11 protein-coding genes are annotated in these 15,778 nt (G+C 59.6%); 3 read left to right on the forward strand and 8 right to left on the reverse strand.

Annotated elements, in window-relative coordinates; all coding sequences use genetic code 11:
- Positions 1–57 precede the first annotated feature (57 nt).
- The 6 genes from AC1D3C_RS05110 to AC1D3C_RS05135 form a co-directional block, all read right to left on the reverse strand.
- Positions 58–2,274: a tetratricopeptide repeat protein gene (locus AC1D3C_RS05110; protein ID WP_244447574.1), complete on the reverse strand. Its 2,217-nt coding sequence runs from the start codon at positions 2,272–2,274 to the stop codon at positions 58–60.
- Complete coding sequence (locus AC1D3C_RS05115; protein WP_477482360.1) at positions 2,265–3,308, reverse strand: family 8 glycosyl hydrolase; 1,044 nt, start codon at positions 3,306–3,308, stop codon at positions 2,265–2,267. Before AC1D3C_RS05115 ends, AC1D3C_RS05110 begins: the two co-directional genes overlap by 10 nt.
- The gene (locus AC1D3C_RS05120) at positions 3,308–5,683 is read right to left on the reverse strand and encodes a cellulose biosynthesis cyclic di-GMP-binding regulatory protein BcsB (protein WP_040125172.1); all 2,376 of its coding nucleotides are present in this window, start codon (positions 5,681–5,683) and stop codon (positions 3,308–3,310) included. The genes AC1D3C_RS05115 and AC1D3C_RS05120 overlap by 1 nt, the downstream gene beginning before the upstream one ends.
- Positions 5,680–7,839, reverse strand: coding sequence for a UDP-forming cellulose synthase catalytic subunit (gene bcsA, locus AC1D3C_RS05125; RefSeq protein WP_040125847.1), 2,160 nt, complete (start codon positions 7,837–7,839; stop codon positions 5,680–5,682). Before bcsA ends, AC1D3C_RS05120 begins: the two co-directional genes overlap by 4 nt.
- Positions 7,840–7,869: 30 nt before the next feature.
- Positions 7,870–8,823 (reverse strand): cellulose biosynthesis protein BcsN, encoded by a 954-nt coding sequence (bcsN, locus tag AC1D3C_RS05130; protein ID WP_477482361.1) that lies wholly within the window; start codon positions 8,821–8,823, stop codon positions 7,870–7,872.
- A gap of 1,127 nt (positions 8,824–9,950) precedes the next feature.
- Complete coding sequence (locus AC1D3C_RS05135) at positions 9,951–10,358, reverse strand: hypothetical protein (protein ID WP_157885321.1); 408 nt, start codon at positions 10,356–10,358, stop codon at positions 9,951–9,953.
- A 1,244-nt stretch (positions 10,359–11,602) separates the two neighbouring features.
- On the opposite strand from AC1D3C_RS05135, the gene AC1D3C_RS05140 reads away from it, so the two are divergent.
- Together AC1D3C_RS05140 and AC1D3C_RS05145 are read left to right on the forward strand one after the other, a co-directional pair.
- Positions 11,603–11,785, forward strand: coding sequence for a hypothetical protein (locus AC1D3C_RS05140; RefSeq protein WP_040125166.1), 183 nt, complete (start codon positions 11,603–11,605; stop codon positions 11,783–11,785).
- 39 nt (positions 11,786–11,824) lie between these two features.
- Entirely contained in the window at positions 11,825–12,121 is a 297-nt protein-coding gene (locus AC1D3C_RS05145) for a hypothetical protein (RefSeq protein WP_040125164.1), read from the forward strand.
- A gap of 193 nt (positions 12,122–12,314) precedes the next feature.
- On the opposite strand, the gene AC1D3C_RS05150 is transcribed toward AC1D3C_RS05145, so the two are convergent.
- Entirely contained in the window at positions 12,315–13,883 is a 1,569-nt protein-coding gene (locus AC1D3C_RS05150) for a winged helix-turn-helix domain-containing tetratricopeptide repeat protein (protein ID WP_244447573.1), read from the reverse strand.
- Here AC1D3C_RS05150 and AC1D3C_RS05155 point away from each other — a divergent pair.
- Entirely contained in the window at positions 13,864–14,448 is a 585-nt protein-coding gene (locus AC1D3C_RS05155; RefSeq protein WP_367396528.1) for a cupin domain-containing protein, read from the forward strand. The two genes, AC1D3C_RS05150 and AC1D3C_RS05155, sit on opposite strands and share 20 nt — an antisense overlap.
- A gap of 276 nt (positions 14,449–14,724) precedes the next feature.
- Here AC1D3C_RS05155 and AC1D3C_RS05160 read toward each other — a convergent pair whose 3' ends face one another.
- Complete coding sequence (locus tag AC1D3C_RS05160; RefSeq protein ID WP_477482362.1) at positions 14,725–15,633, reverse strand: alpha/beta hydrolase; 909 nt, start codon at positions 15,631–15,633, stop codon at positions 14,725–14,727.
- Between the last annotated feature and the right edge of the window lie 145 nt (positions 15,634–15,778).

The raw sequence follows: 15,778 nt of genomic DNA on the forward strand, positions 1-15,778 counted from the left end.
TGACATCCGACAGTGGGGATGAATGGGCGGCGAACGGGGTGCCTGGCAGGCTGGCCCCTAGTCGGTCGTCTCGAGCCCCAACGCAACCCTTGCGTCGCGCAAGCCGCGGGCAGCATCGCGGTTTCCAGTCTCAGCCACAGCTTCAAATATACGCATGGCGTCACTGGCACGGTTCAGGTTGATGAAGGCATAGCCTCTCAGCACAAGTAAATCGGTGGTTTCCGGTTGCAGAAGTGCGCGTTGGTCCAAATAGATGAGAGCCTCGCGATAGCGCCCGGCGTCAAAGGCCAGATTGGCGCGATTGGCAAGGATCGCCACCTGGAGTTCGGACGAGCGCTGCATGCTCTGCGGCGCCTTGGTTGCGGCAACGGCGGCCTTGTCGATGAGGCCGAGCCTCAAATAGGCGAGGCTCTGACCATAAGCGGCGTCCTCACGCGTGGCGTGCACGGAGGAGCCTAGCGCCGCCTGAAAGGCCTCAGCTGCCTCTAGGGGCCGGTTCAGATCCATCAGGCACCATCCGCGCTGCAGTGCTGCCTGAGGTAAAAGATTTTCCACTCCGCTACGGACATCACACGTTGTCCGACCAGCGGATGTTGTCGGGCGGGACTGGCGGGATACCGCCACAGATGCTGCGGCGTTCGTCTGTCGTGATCGGGTTGCATCCCCCTTTCCGCTTTGCTGCGCGGGCTCTGGTGCGAGTTGTGGAGACTTGGCAGCTGAGATGATGCCGAGATCGGCGATGCGTTGTGAACGCCCCGCCCAGGCTGATCGGATCGCTTCTGTTCCGGCGCGGTCATTCAACTGCTGTCGGGTTATGGCAAGTCCATAGGCGGACGGCTCGTCTGCCTTCCACTGGAGCGCGGTCTCGAACCACCGTGCTGCCGTGTGTGGCTGATTGAACGCGCGCGCATACCAGCCAAGCTGCTGGGCGGTCGGCACATATTTCGCTTGTAGGGCCGTTCTGGCGATGCGTTGGAGAATCTCGGTCGCAATTTGCAGCGGAGGATCGCTCGCCAACAGATTGGATGTGGCTGCCAGATATGTCGCGCTTGCCTCTTCGGAGCTGTCGCGCCAAGGGTACATGACGTCCTCCGCTCGTGCCGCCTGTCCGCTTTTGAGGAGCGAGAGGGCAAGACCTTGCGACGCCGACACACTCTTCTCGATCTGTCCTGCCTTCGAGAACCATTGCTCAGCCTGCTTGGCCTCGTCATGACGCAGTGCGTACCATCCCAAGAGCAAAGCGTCCGAGGCTTTTCCTTCAGCCTCAGCCATCCGGCGCAGGCGCTCCAGATAGTCCGGGGCTACGTCGCTGCCGGGGGTCCCGTTTGCCGTCGCAACCAGCCGGCGTGCAAGATCGTTGCGGATGGGCTCGAATTCCTTTTCCCGCTCCAGGGCGAGGAGCGGAGTGAGTGATGACGAGGAGAGAAGGGCAGCGGCTTTCTGGATCGTGGCAACCCGTTGCGGTTCGACCGTACAATTTTCCAGGACGTAGCGATACACGTCCACGCCCCGCGTCTCGCGATCCGTGCGGATGAAGGCTTCTGCCAGGCGCCACAGAACATCGACGTCACTACAGGTGCGCAGGGCTGGAATTTCTGCCGCCAGGGTGATGACTGTCTGATATTGTTTCAAATCGGAGGCGTTGATCAGCCGCACGCGGTTTTCCGCCAGATTCAAGCGTTCCAGAAGATCCTGTGGCGGCTGCCACGTTCTGTCCGTCGCCTGACGTTCCGCAATGGCCTTGCGGACTTCGCTGTAGCGCCCCTCGGCATATTGTCGCCACACCTCCTCAAGCCGTTCATCCCGTTCCATCGGTATTTCGAGCGGATTGGCAGGCGGTGTCCAGTCGGGATAGAGGGCTCGCAACCGTGCAATCTCTGCCTGTAGACGTGCATTGTCGCCACGAGCAGCGAAGTAGCGAAGTGCAGAGAGGTCAGGCTCCGGCTTTGGTTCTGCCGCCGGAGGCGCCGGATCTCCAGCTTGGTCGGGTTCTCTTGTCTTGGGCTGAAGCTGCGCCTGTTCTTGCATTGCCGCGGGGGGAACGGCAGTATCGGGCGCGCCCTGGCCCGCGGGCTGAACCGTGAGGATCTGCTGAGCCAAGGCCTGCGGATCGGCAGGCACGGCTTGTTGCGCGACGCGCTCTTGTTCCGACCTGACCGTGGCCGCCACGTTTGCAGGTAGGCCAGGAAGGCTTACCTTGTCGCGCAGGCTTGCGGCGAAGCCTCCGCCAATCAGGGTGGCCGTGAGAAGGACAAGCGGGAGCTTCATAGACATGAGGGATATTTCTCCCGAATGCCCGCCAGGACCAGCAATTGCAGCGTCGCGGGATAATAGAGATCAGGTTGGAACTGGATCGACGACGGCGGGAGGGGCGTGCCGTCGACGCGGCATGCCAGGAAATCACGGATGGCGCGATAGCCCGGATCACGCAGGGTCTCGACCGGCCGTCCCGTCAGCAAGTCGATCACAGCCGGGATGCCATGCTCATCCACCATGGCGTCCATCAGGCCGCGCATGAGTCCCGGATCATTGATATTACTTCTGGCAAGATACAGCGGAATACGGATGGCATTGTAGGAGAACTGTGCCTCGAAACCCTTGGCAGGGACAGGATGCTGCTTGAGGCTGACCCATTCCGGGGGAAGCCGAGCTCGGTCTATCTGCAGCGTGCGGATCAGTTCCAGTCCGTCGTCTGACAGTGCCTGCCACCGGTCGGATGGCGCAAGAATACCCATCACGGGCAGCGCTTCGAAAATCCAGTAGGACGGATTGACGACGGGTCCGTCTTGGCGGTCCTCAGCCCGAAATCCGATTGCTCCCGGCAAAAGAATGGTCCGCCCGCCCGCCGAAATGACCGTCTTCGACAGAATGCTCTGCGCCATCCGTGCCGCGGCCTGAATGAAGTCCATTCGCTTCCATCTTGAGCCTGCAAGGCCCAGTGCGTAAGCGATCAACAGGTCTCCGTCCGTCGCATTGTTGATATCTTGGACATGAGGAGACGCGTCGGGTTCCCATTTCCAAGCCGAAAGCCCATCGTCCCGCAATAGCAATTCGGTGCGGGTAAAGGACCAGATCTGCTCGAAGTCCGACGGACTGTCGGCAAGATAGGCAAGCAACAGGCCGTAACCCTGGCCTTCGCTGTGGCTGACGGCGCCATTGCCATTGTCGACGATGCGGCCGTTGGGTCCGAGGAACTTTTCCTTGTAGGCTGACCATTCCCGGCCCAGGACCAGCGGCTCCTTGGCCTGGGTGAAGCCGGCAGAGCTGAGAAGTGTCAGGCAAACCGCCAGCGTGATCAGGCGTAGCATCATTTCCGCCTCCCAAGACGACTAAGGACGGATGCAGTGGCAAGCCCGAAGATCACCGCAAACACGACCAGAAGGATGGTGTAGGCGAGGACATTGGTAGACAACCAGTTGGTGAGAACCAGTCGATAATTGTTCAACGAGACGCCGCCTGTCGATCGGTAATCAATTTGGCTCTCCGCAAGCACGGTGACGGTATCGGTCTTGCTTGCATAGGCGCTCAACCGACCGCCAACATCACCCCACCGATCCAGCCTGGTTATCATCTCGACAGAGGTTTTCAGTTCGGCCGACGTCGGACTGGTGACCAGCGTCCAGCTGGCCTCACCTGCGGGGCTTGCGCCTTGCGCAATCAGCAGGCTGTGCGTCGGAGATGGACGAAACGGGGGGGCCGTACTGGGCAGGATCCGCAGAGACGCGGCGGAAATGTCAAAGTTGCGTTGCAGCCACGCCTGGAACGCGCTCACTTGTCCGCTCCAGATTCCGCCGCTGACACGCGTGCGCCATTGCTCGAATGCCGCAGATGTTGCAGCAGCGGGGGCTGCTAGCGGCGATGCCGGCCTCCAGGACGTTGCACCATCGGCAGCGATGGCTGTCTGCGCAAGAAGCCTGGCAGGCATCTGGGAAAGGCTACCAAAAAAGATGGCGTTGCGATCGCCCACGGCCGTGGGCGTTGCCACAAGCTCAGTTGCAATCACGTGCCCCGCCGCCAGTGCCAGCTTTCCCATGAAGGTCGATACCGCCGACATCGTGTCAGCGTCGAAACGATCGACGAAAAGTTGAAGTGGCTCTTCGTCGCGTGCGTAGGGATACCCGGTGGCGGCCAGCGCCGCCAGGTTGGGAGTACGTCCAATCCGGCCAAAGGCTGGCATCTGCCATTCGGACGTATTGAAGATGGCGAGGCGCGGTTCGGCAGCCGCCGTCGAACCTGGAGCACAGAGCGTATCGGCTTCCGTGGTGATGATCGCCTCCAAGCCGATCGTGTTGAGGCCAGGCCTGATGTGACGCAGGGCGACCTTGATGGGAAGGTGCCGCAGGATCCCGCCCTTCGAGGAGGTGATCGGAACGGTCGAGGCTATGTTTCCGTTCACATAGACGTCGATATGGCTGCCCGGCAAGACGGCGTCGGTGAACGCCGCGTCCAAAAGCAACTGCCCTTCTCCAAAGGCGTTGGCGTAGAAGTCCGACGGGACCGCAAGATTGAAGTTGGTGCGTACACGGCGTCCCGGAAATTCAATCGTCTCCATACCAAGCTGCGACAGGGCAAGGGTCTCACCACCAAACAGGAGCGGTGCATCCGGCGTGCTCCACCGCTGGGTGGTGATGACGTCACGACGCGTCGCGAGAGAGCGATCCAGCGGGGTCACGAATGTATCGATCGCCGCGCGAATGTCGGTCCAACGCGGGCCGGTGATAAGAAGAACCGGCTGATCCGTCTGCGGATCAACGGCCCAAGTCAACAAGCTGCCGTTTTGAGCTGCGGCGGGCAATCCCGGAAAGACCGGCTGCAGTTCAGCCGCAGTACCGATCACAATGCCCAAATGTCCCGGCCTGGGTGCTGGCAATCGCTGCGAATGGAACGAGAAGCTCTGGCTTGGCATGCCGGCGAGCAGCGACAGTCCCTGTGCAAGCCGAAGGAGGGGAACTGTCGCGCCTGGCTGCCCGAGGGTTGGAAGCAGTACCTCGAACGATGTCGCGCCCTTGGCATCGGCACCGATGGCCCGGATGGCCTCGGCGATGGAGGGTGCCGTACCGGTCTGTCCTCCAAGCGTGAGAAAGGTTTCGGCGGGATCAATCCTCGTCCAGAGCTCATAGGTGGAGCGGATGTCGCAATCAGTCCTGTGCCGCTGGTTGGCCCGAAATTCGATCTGGTTGGAGCCGGCCTGCAGAATGCCCGCTGGCACCTCCAACGACACAGTGCGCGGCCTGTCCGCAGCGCTGATGGCTTCATCTGCAACTTGACGTCCGTTGAGCAGAACCGTCAAGCGCGATGCTTCCGGGGCGACCACGATGGCGTTGCGAAAGCTGAATGCGAGGCTGATTGGACCGGAAACCTGCTGTTCGGTCAGGTAGATCGACCATGATCGGCGGTCGAGCTCGCCCGTCAGGGCCAGTTCCGGCACGGGAAGGATATAGCGGCGGTTCTGCCGCTCCGGCGGTTGAGCCGAGGGAGTGGTGTCGGATCGCCGGTCGTTGTTCGGCGCAGGTTGCGCCGCCGGGCCGCGCGGGAGCAGCTCAGGCAGTTGGGGTGCTGGCGCAACGGGAACGGATGGCCTTTCCGGCCCCATGTCGAACGGCGCCGCCTGGGCGAGGACGGGCCCGGTTGCAGCAAGCCAGATGACGAAGATCGAGAATAGGAAAAAAGGACGGCGTGTCATGTACCCTTCCCCATGCCCCGGAAGAGATAGATCAGCCCACGGCTTGTCTGGTAGAGCGACAGCCCGAGAAACCAGAGCGTGCCGCGGACAAGGCCCGGATTGCGCCTGCGGCTCGTCTGGAACTCTTCCCATTGCGTGGAATTGGCAAACAGGAGATCGGCGATCCAACGGTGGTCGAGCGCATCGCGCGGCCGGTATTGGCAGCCGACCTGAACGGTGTCGCCGGACGATTGCGCCCCACGAACGACGATCGGCAACAGGGCAAGCTCCTGCTGTTCATCATGCGGCCTGAACCGCAGCACGGCTTCCGCGCCGGGGCGGATGGCCGACAATTGTTTGCCGAACACCTGCAGGCCCGCTCCGCCCACCGAGACATCCTCGATCGAGGCGGGATACCACCTGTCCTCGACGCCAAACTCGCAACGTCGCCGGACCCTTATGCGTCGCGAGGACGATTTTTCGCCGCGCTCCGAGACCACTCCCAGCGCGCATCCGGCGAGAATGAGGTTGATAATGTTCCAGCCGCCGACGACGAGGGTCACGTCCGCCTTGTAGGGCTCGGTGTAGATTTTAAAGATCGTCATGATGACGGCGATGACCTGCACCGCAAAGATCACGAAGAACGGTCTGCTGATTTCCGAAAGCCGATTGACGGAGACGGATTCATCCTTGGCGGTGACCTGGAATGTCGGCTTCCTCGGATTGACCATGACCGACACGACCGCCGGAAGAAGATGGACTGTCTGCACGAATTCATAGAGCTCGGAGATCCAGGGCCAGCGGAACGAGCCGTACAGATAGTTCTGCATCATTAGGTTCACCAACATGTAGGCCAGCGTGTAGGCGAGGAACTCGCCGCCGGACGCGGTGAAGATCTCCAGGTCGAAGAAGATATAGAAGAGCGGCGCGATGAGAAAAATCGTGCGCGGGAAAGGAAACAGCCAGAACAGCGTCGACGACATGTAGCAGAACCTCTGTGGGATAGAGAGGCCGCTTTTCAGGAAGGGCATGCGAAAACGCAGGATCTGCATCATTCCCTGCGCCCAGCGGCTTCGCTGGCCGATGAAGCTGGCAAAGGTCGCAGGTTGAAGGCCGGCGATCAGAGGCTTGTCGACGTAGATGCTGTTCCAGCCCGTACTGTGCAGTTCGAGCGCAGTCTCGCAGTCTTCCGTGATGCTCATGCCGCTGAAGCCGTTGGTCGTCTCCAGCGCGCGGCGGCTCAAGACGGCGGCAGAACCGCAGAAGAAGGAGGCGTTCCACTTGTCCAGACCGCGTTGGATGATGCCGTAGAACATCTCGTTCTCGCTCGGCATGCGCTCGAAGGTGCGCAGGTTCCTCTCAAGAGGATCCGGATTGAGGAAGAAGTGCGGCGTCTGGACCAGGAACAGCTTCGGGTCTTCCTCGAAATAGCCGACTGTCTCGAGCAGGAAGTCGCGTGCCGGCGCATGGTCGGCATCGAAGACGGCGATTAGCTGGCCTTGCGAGTGGGCAAGGCCGTTGTTGAGGTTGCCGGCCTTGGCATGCTCGTTGCGCTCACGCGTAAGGTAGTTTGCGCCCAGCTGCCGACAGAGGTCAGTCAGTAGGGCGTGACGCGCGACGGCCGTCTCCGACTCGCGAACATCGGCCGAATTGCGCTTTTGCAATGTTCCGCCGTCATCCAGCAACCAAACCCTCAGCCTGTCTGCCGGATAGTCCATCGACTTTGCTGCGGCGATGGTGTTGGCCAGCAGCATCGCATCCTCGTTGTAGGAAGGAATAAACACGTCGACCGCCGGAAAGGTTTTCTGTTGGCCTGCCCGCGACGGGCGCGACGCAAGCGGCATCGCCACGATGAACAGGCTGAGAAACAGCATCAGAATGTTGTACATCTCCGCCAGGTACAACAGCATTCCCGGGATAAAGTTCTCCGGCTGATTGATGGGGGGCAGAGTTTCGGTGGTGCGCCAGTAGGCATAGCGCAGAACAATGGAAACGCCGAACGCGAGCGCCACAAGCCGCCAGCGCCCTTCTGACTTGAGAAGCTTCAGTCCGCCCATGATAATGACGACCGTCACGCTTACGATCAGTTGGGTCTGCAGATTGACAGGCAGGGTGATCACGCTGACCACACAGGCTGCCATGATCGTCCACAAGATGATGCCCAAGGCCTTATGCATGGTCATTCCTTTGGCACGTGGCGCTAAGCGCTAGTGCGCCGCTTCACGATCGCCTGGGTTGGAGCAGGCGGGCGACATGGGCGCGGCATCAATGCAATCGGGGGAGGGCACGGCAACCTGTGCCCTTCCCGTGTTCTCGGCTGTGTGAGAGGCAGGCGGTGGTACTGGAACGACCATGGCGTCATCAGACTGCGCGCTCGAAGCCGCGGGAGCGACGGTCGTCGCGACCGGCAAGGCAGGAGCCGCAGCCGGTGCTGCCGGCGCGCGCCGCGTTATGGCAGAAGTGGTGCTCCGGTCGACCTGGGAACGCGAGTAGCTGAATGGGAACGTCTGCGCGGACGGTTGGGCCGCAGGATAGATCGGTTGACCGGTCTGGCCGATCCTCGGATCACCGGAGGATGGGCTGCCGAAGGGGTTCCAGATTTCGCCGTGGAAGGTGCCGATCAGCGTGTAGCCGTACATGACGCTCAGAAGTTCACTTTCGTTCGCGCGCTTGTCGCACAGGCGCAGCCTCATCTGGACCATGCCGAAATCCCGGCCGATGCCGCTTCCGCTGCTGCGCGAACGGATCTGCTGCCAGCCGAAGAGACAGGCATCTCCGCCAGCGCTGCGGCCGGATGCATAGGCAAACGGGCCATAGGCGTTCTGCAGGTAGATATTCGAACGCGTCATACGCACACCAGGCACCGCCGCCGCATATTCACGCCGGAGACCTGCCTCGTTGACGGTTCGATAGTGCCCCATGCTGGTGTTGCTGCCCTGCGACCCGCCGATAAAGCTGACCTTCAGGTAGTTCTGGCCAGGGATGCTGGAGTTGGTCGCCAAGGACACTGTCTGCTCGGTCGCGTTGGTGTGTTGTGTCTGGACAACACCCAATACGGAGGGCCCACCGGGCGGCGGCATGATCAGCGCTTTGTCGGCGGATAGAAGCTCTGGGCCCACGGGGGCTTTGACGGTACCTGCAGTGCCACAGCCGGTCAGCATTGATACGAGCAACAGAGTTGTCAAGCGAGCCTCGATCACCGTAAATTCCGTTCAGTCCTAGGTTATACACGTGAGAGGAATCTCAAGACGATTTGCGGTAGAGGGCAACTTACTCACAATGGTGGTTAACAGATCGTAAATGCTTAATGCTCGATTAAGGATTTTTGGGCTTGCACAGAGCTTCGGCGCAGCCGCGGTACATAGGAACAAGGCGGCCAAAGCGGTCGCGGTCGGTTCCTCTTACGCTGCGGATCGCGCAAATAACGCATAGCTCCATATCAGCCGTGGAAGGCGGTTCGATCTTTTCCACCTAGTTTGACCTGGTAAAGAAGGGTAGGTGTCCGCCTGCTTGATCAGCGCGGTGGCCGCGTCGCTCCCGGCCGAAGCAGTCGTGCAGCCGTCGCCCGTTTTCTTACCAACCATTCGCCTTGTAGACCACTGGGGCCTCGAAGGGCTCCCTTCGCCATCGCCGATGGTCTGGCCTCAACCGCGATAGGATCGTCGATTGGCGTAAACGCCATGGCCAGGTCTGCTGCCAGTGAAGCCAATTCTTCATTTCGTGCGTTCAACATCGTTGCTTCGAACTTTGGCCCTTCTCGCAATCAACGGGAGACGTACATATGTTCGAAAAGGCGATGGGGGTATACGCGTCGAATGGCATTGCAAAATCAGATGTCAGAGGGTCTAGGACTCCCCTATGCGGTTGCGCTCTCGTTCTGCACGATTGTCAGCGGCTTGGTTTACTGGCCGATCCGGAGCGCGACCAAAGATCTCAAGGGCTCGATCACGATCATTACAGAGAAGATGGTGACGCAAAAGGAGATGGAATGGCGCACGACCCGCGGATCGGAGGACCGGGCGCGGGCAGATGCAGCATTGAAGGAAGTCCGCACAGCTCAGGTCCCGCGCGAGGAGCTCGACCATGGGTTGGCAAACTACGACCAGAGGTTCCAAAACAGCAGCGCCAGATCGACGAGGGGAAGACCGCCCAGGACAGCGTCTACGGCCAGCGCGACATCTCCTCGATCTTCGGAGCGTCTCGACCGGGTCGAAAGGCAGCGCAACGCGCCAGGGGGTAGTCTACGCCCTAAGTTTCACGCGCTTGCCGATCATTGGCATTGTCGCGGCTACTGGCTGGCTGATACCAAGCCCAAGGTCAAGGCGTAGAGCGGAACAATCCAGAGCAGAGTGGCAAAAAAGCCTGAGAACCAAAACCGCCTCGGTATATCATCGTCCGCCAGTCGCCGTATTGGCCGTCGCGGTTTCCGCGCCTCGGACATCCTCCAGAGCAGGCCGGTGAAAAACAGCCAGCTTGCAATGCCGGCAATCAATGTCGCGGTGCAGAACATCACGACGCCTAAACCGATTGCCAGTGATACGAGAAGCCCGCTGAATTCGTAGTTTAGGAACGCGATGACCGCGGTGGCGATCGCCAGGCTGACCACCAATAGGGGCCAGTGGCCCCGAGCGTTGATGATGGCCTCTCTAGCTTCAGATGGCACGGCGCGCATTGCAGCCGAAATGTTGGCGTTCAACTCATCCTCCCGATGGCATCATCTTTCCGCCGTTGGCGGAGCGCCACATTTCCAATCACCATGAGTGGCAAAAGGTTCCGGCTGATGAAGATCGCTTGAGAAGTCCGAAGCTTTAGAACGTACTCCACCCGCCATGGCGCCATGAGCAGGGATCGGCTTTCGTTTCGGCGGCGGGGACGTTCATCATTCGTTTCGGCAGCGCTAAATTCGCCAGACGGAGGAAAATCAGAGAGATAGGCAAATCAGCCCACATTTGATCGTTTAATATCCCCATCGACCGACGCCCCTTTATTCTCAGTGGAGTGTGTTGCTCGTTGGACAATTGGAAAATGACAAAGACGGAATGGGTAATGTTGGTGGCAGTGGCAATCCCGGTTTTGCCGCCCCTGTTGAAGGAGGCCGACTTTGGTGGGAAACCTTGCGGAAGTATCAGCGAAGCGATCGCCGGCGGATCGGCCGGCCCCATGGCTAGTGCGCAGGCGAACTTGCTGGCCCCTCGATTTCATGAGTATATTCCATCCGCGCATTTCATGGCGGACCTTGAGCCCCGCAGCCTCAATTGGCTGCCGGGCTTTTTTCGTTCCGGCGGGTTGTCGCGATGGGGTCTTCAGGGTGAAGCAAGCATAGAAAGCCCGACCAGCAGGACTGATTGGCAGGGCTCCATGTCGGGAGTAGAGCGCGGTCGCACTGCGTCCCGTTCTCCCGGAAAAGTTCTCGGCCGCCCAATGGTCCTCGGCGACGTGGGCTTTCCCGGTCTCCTTATGCTGACCTAACCGGCCAGATCGGGAACTGTTCCCCGCATCTGGTCATAACGGAGGTAAGCGAGATAGTTGGGAGCCCTGTTCCTCAAATCATAGAATAAGTTGGTTTGCGGTGCCGGCTGAGATCTCTCAATGTATCGGGTCTCGGCCGATCTGAATTTCAGTGCCTGTATCCAGCACGATATGCAAGTCACGTATCATGCCTGCTGCATTGAACGCTTGTAGGTTTGCTCGTCTCAGCCGAGCGAAAGCGGGTTTATGCTTTTACAAAGATCAGGGGGATGATAATTCATGGCCCTAGATCGCATTCTGACGGCGTTAGCTCAGGTAGTTTTGGCCGGTCTCACTCGGGTGAAGCCACTTGAGCCTCTCAATAATCGATCCGCAGAACGAGCGGCTCCGCCGTCATGATTTGCAACACCTGGTGACGATGGCCAACGACGAGAATTTGGCGACATTCAACAACCCGAAAGCAAAAAAAGCATGATAGCAGCGTACATTGACGAATTCATCATGTTTTGCGCTGGCCTTTGGATGACGGGGATCGGATTCGATTATCTCTCGCTGTCACGCAATCCGGCCCGTCAACCGTCGGTCGTTCGTCATTTCAAGTGGATGGGTCCGCTGCTGCTCGCTATTGCGATCATTCTAGCCGCCGCCTCGTGACTCATCACAGACGCAACCTCCTCGGGTACAATTGATGCAGTGAACGGTATTTTGGCCTGCGAGTCGTGCGGATGGGATCACACAGAATCAATTGTCCCTTTCGGCTCGTACATTCTCCGATGCGCCGCTTGCGGCGAAACTGTCGTCGCAACATCCTTCATCGCCGTGCTCGACACCGATCATCAATGCTCTGCCTTCGTTGACGCCGGTCCCGGACAACACCCTCAGCCGAAAGCGCTTGTCGCGCGGGGACCGCTCCGGCTGATCGCAACGACAATCAATGCCGCGGCAAGCGATGGAACTTTGATCCGCCTGATTTTCGAGCCGACGGGCTAAACGAGCGCGGCTTGAGGCGCCTGAGGACGTCATTGGACCGGCACTTTCCGCATTCCCTGGTTTTGTCCCGCCGAGGCCAGCGGCCGAAGCACCATTAGGACGGCAAGATCAAATATCAACTCCGTTGGATACAGCTTCGCCTCCCATATTTTAGATCTGATTTTTAATCCCAAGGAGATTTAGGTTTGAGTCCCTATCTCTGCAATCCCGCGATATGAAGTGCGTCGCCAAGCGACTTCGACAGCGCAGGTTCGCAGTCGACGCCTGAAAAATGCATTCTGTATTGAAAGTTGGGCTGCAATTCCAAAACGCGGGCCGCAGCACTCTGGGCGTCGAGATTACGTCCGAGTTTCGCGAGCGACGCTGCCAACAACATATGTGAGATGCTGTGGCGGGGGTTGAGTTGAACAGCCTTTTGCGCCGCCATGACGGCCTTGCCGAAGTCTTCCAACCGAAAGTGACCAAGTGCCAGGGCGTGAAATGCGGACCATGCCCACGGATCAAACGGGCTAAGGCGCAAAGCTCGCTCGCCCCAGTCGATGGCGCGACCGGCATCTCCGGCCCACCCGAACATCACGCCGCCAACAATATAGGTGATTGCGGAGGATGGGCTGATGGCGAGCGCAGCCTCGGCTGCGGCGAAGGCGGCATCGCGATCATGTTCGTCCATTCCAATCGAAAACGCAGCGAACGTGAGCGCAAGCGAGTCGTCCGATCCGTGCTGAAGTGCTTTTCGCGCGTATCGAATGGACGCCATTCGATTTTCTTCCAGAAGTCCAGCACGTAGGAAAAGACAATGGTGACACATAGCCGCAAACGCGTGCGCCAACGCGTAGTCCGGCTCAAGAAGCAATGCCCGATCAAGGAGCACCAACGCCGTCGTGACCTCTGTCGGCATACCGCAATAAACATCAGGTTGAGCCTGCAGGACGAGATCATAGGCGTCGAAGCTATCGGGACGCTTACGTCTGACGCGCTCAAATTCCGCCCGACGCAGGCGCGGCTCGATGGAGCCGACGACGTTGAGGGCGATTTCGTCCTGGAGATCGAAGATGTCGACGATTGGGCGGTCGAACCGTTCCGTCCACAATAGGCTTCCCGTCCTCGCCTCGACCATTTCGACAAATACCCGGACACGATCACCGGACCTGCGTACGCTGCCTTGCAGGATATAGCGCACATCCAGTTCCTCACTAATCCGACGCAGGTCAAGGGACTGGGTCTCGTAGGTAAAGCTGGATTTCGGCGCAATCACCGTCAGCCATTTTATCCGCGACAGCCCCGCCGCGATGTCTTCAGCGACGCCGTCGGCGAAATACGCATTGTTAACATCGCTTGGTGCAGAGAACCGGAGGATCGCGACCGACGGCCGTGATGAGCCAACAGGCGAGGATAGCGACGGTTCATCGGGCTTGCCGGATGGAGCCGCCCCGGTTTTCACGTCGGGGCCGACATAGCGGTAGCCTCGTCGCTGCAGCGTTTCGATCCAGTCCGAACCTGCTTCACTGGACAAGGCGCGTCGGAGAGCCGCCACTTGAACCGTGAGATTACTGTCTTCGACGGCAAGTCCGGGCCATGCGGCGTCCATGAGTGCTTCCTTGCCAACCGGCGTTCCCGCCCGCTCAAGGAGTACACGCAACAGCGCCACTGCGCGTCGTCCAAGGCCGAGCGGCTCGGCTCGGCAGAACAGAATTTGGGCGTCCACGTCGAGGCGAAACGAGCCGAATGTTAGGATCGTCGCCATGACGAAAAGAAATAACATCCGCGGACAATTTGCAAGAATTTCGCAAGTCCTTCGCGACTTCCATCAGCCGTTTCTCCATCATCTGCTCTCCGCGAACCAGACAAACAAGATGGGAGAGGATGAGATGAGCAAAAAAGCAGTCGTCCGAATGCCGGAGGAAGGCAGAGAATTGAGTTTGGCCGGAAAGCCGCTGAGGTTCCTGGTGACCGGCGATGACGCGAAACATACTTCGATGTTCGATTGGACCTTGCCCCCAAGCTTTTCCACGGGGCTACACGTCCACCACGTCCTGGAAGAGACGTTCTTCGTCCTTGAAGGTGAATGCGAGTGGCAGATCGGGGATCAAAGGATCGTCGCCAAACCCGGTGCCTACGTCTTCATCCCGCCAGGAGTACCCCATAATATCGCCAACCATAGCGGCAAAACGGCGAGGATGATTATGACGGTCTCACCCCCCGGACATGAACATTATTTCGAAGAACTCACGACTCTTGTCGCAAGCGGCGGGCCGCCAGACGCGGCGGCCATTGCTGACTTGAGGGAGCGCTACGACACGACGCAGTTGTCTATCCTGCAAACGTGAGACGAGCGCGGAATTTGGGGCATCAGAGACCTGAATGTTTCGGCTCCTGTTGGCCCCATAGGGGACACCACGACGATGGGAAAACAGCGAGTTCGACAGTTCGAATCTCCTTCAGGCGACCAGCGCTCACCGGCATCCCTACATCTCGGAGAGCCGCTGGACCGCCCCTTGCGAAGCCCGATGACATCGGAATGTGGAGTCTGAGGTGTGACACCGTTTCGTTGGCCCGTTAACGAGGTCAGACACTTCTGATCAGCCGTTCCCGGCTGACGCTGATCAACCGGAAGAAAACGCTGCGTCACTGAAGAATTCGGCCAGTGCCTTCGCCGTTTCGATGGGAAACTCTTCAGGAAAGAAGTGCCCGCCCGGCATCGAATGACCGACGACGTCGCCTGCGAATTGTTGCCATAACGCCAACGGCCCTCCGTCATTGGAATACCAGGTGGCCAATGCACCGGTCCCGCTCCAGAGGACCATGAGTGGGCAACGAATCCGGTGCCCAGCGATTTGATCTTGGACGTCATGCTGGCGATCGACGCTTGCTGCAGCACGATACTCCTCGCAGATCGCGTGAACATGGTCTGCACTTCTAAGCGCCTCGACATAGGCCTCTCTGATCTGTGGCGGGAACACCGCGGCGGAAGATCCCCAGCCTGTGAGCGCATCGTCGATAACGGCCTCCGGTGCACCTGCGATTAGTCTTTCCGGCAAAGGCTCGGCTTGCGCCAGTAAGACCCACGGCCAAAAGCCTAACGCAAATCGGTCATCAGCTTGATCCCAGACGGTGGAGGTCGGGACGACATCCAGAACGGCAAGCTTTCTTATCGCCGCCGGATGATCGAGCGCCATGCGGTAAGCGACACGGCCGCCCCGGTCATGGCCACCGATCATGAACTCGCTGAAGCCGAACTTTTCCATAAGCTCGACCATCTCGGCCGCCATCGCGCGTTTGGAATAGGGGAGGTGATCGGGGGTGGAAGGAGGGCAAGCGCTGGCGCCATATCCACGCAGATCGGCACAGATGACGGTGAACTCAGAGGCAAGCAGAGGAGCGACGTCGCGCCACATGAGATGGGTCTGTGGGAAGCCATGCAGCAAGAGAAGCGGCGGGCCGCTCCCGGCAACGGTGGTGAATATCGATCCACCCGACACGGAAATTATTTGCGCATGGCTGTGGTTCGGCATGTTGCTTCTCCTTGCAGCGTCATCGTCACTCGTGCGCTCAGTTGAACGGCCAGCCGGGTCCCGGCAGTGGTTACTTCGATGGAAACGATTTGACCGGTGCCGGGCCATCTCATTCATCTTGTCCATACCGAGCCACAGCGCAGTG

The sequence above is a fragment of the Neorhizobium sp. P1_A6 genome (assembly GCF_056406795.1).

Bases quoted from the DNA above. Each gene is read 5' to 3' on its own strand.
- AC1D3C_RS05110 (WP_244447574.1), bottom strand. From the start codon at position 2,274: ATGTCTATGAAGCTCCCGCTTGTCCTTCTCACGGCCACCCTGATTGGC.
- AC1D3C_RS05115 (WP_477482360.1), bottom strand. From the start codon at position 3,308: ATGCTACGCCTGATCACGCTGGCGGTTTGCCTGACACTTCTCAGCTCT.
- AC1D3C_RS05120 (WP_040125172.1), bottom strand. From the start codon at position 5,683: ATGACACGCCGTCCTTTTTTCCTATTCTCGATCTTCGTCATCTGGCTT.
- bcsA (WP_040125847.1), bottom strand. From the start codon at position 7,839: ATGCATAAGGCCTTGGGCATCATCTTGTGGACGATCATGGCAGCCTGT.
- bcsN (WP_477482361.1), bottom strand. From the start codon at position 8,823: ATGCTGACCGGCTGTGGCACTGCAGGTACCGTCAAAGCCCCCGTGGGC.
- AC1D3C_RS05140 (WP_040125166.1), top strand. From the start codon at position 11,603: ATGATAGCAGCGTACATTGACGAATTCATCATGTTTTGCGCTGGCCTT.
- AC1D3C_RS05155 (WP_367396528.1), top strand. From the start codon at position 13,864: ATGACGAAAAGAAATAACATCCGCGGACAATTTGCAAGAATTTCGCAA.
- AC1D3C_RS05150 (WP_244447573.1), bottom strand. From the start codon at position 13,883: ATGTTATTTCTTTTCGTCATGGCGACGATCCTAACATTCGGCTCGTTT.
- AC1D3C_RS05160 (WP_477482362.1), bottom strand. From the start codon at position 15,633: ATGCCGAACCACAGCCATGCGCAAATAATTTCCGTGTCGGGTGGATCG.